2 rRNA genes are annotated in these 515 nt (G+C 58.3%); both read right to left on the reverse strand.

The features are described 5' to 3' along the window. Positions 1-4 precede the first annotated feature (4 nt). Positions 5-119 (reverse strand): 5S ribosomal RNA (gene rrf, locus AC1DMK_RS31110). A 302-nt stretch (positions 120-421) separates the two neighbouring features. Continuing rightward, positions 422-515, reverse strand: a 23S ribosomal RNA gene (locus tag AC1DMK_RS31115); the annotation flags it as partial.

Here is a 515-nt window from a genome sequence, read left to right on the forward strand (position 1 = left end):
GCAGACCTGGCAGCGACCGACTCTCCCGCGTCTTAAGACGAAGTACCATAGGCGCTGGGGCATTTCACGGCCGTGTTCGGAATGGGAACGGGTGCAGCCGCCCCGCCATAACCACCAGGTCAGCGAAGCGCAACATTGTGAGAAGCTGGGTGGCATTCGCCACTTTTTCTTTAAACACGTCTTGGACCTTTTCCGGCTGAAGGATGCGTGTGGCACCCATACAGGCCAGAGGCCGTCGCACCGCGTGGTGCGCGCCGTCCGCAGCGCCATTGGCGCGTGAGGACAAAAGATCAGCATCATCAAGGCCAAAGGCCTGTCCGGACGAACGCGTAGCGTTCGCCGTGTCGGGACAAGCGTTTTGCGCTTGCCCTGTCGGGACGAATGCTTTGCATTCGCCCTGAGATGAGCATGGTCAATGAGAACAATTAAGCCAATCGAGCTATTAGTACCGGTAAGCTTCATGCATTGCTGCACTTCCACACCCGGCCTATCAACGTGGTCGTCTTCCACGGCTC

The organism is Rhizobium sp. 05L419 (assembly GCF_056397845.1).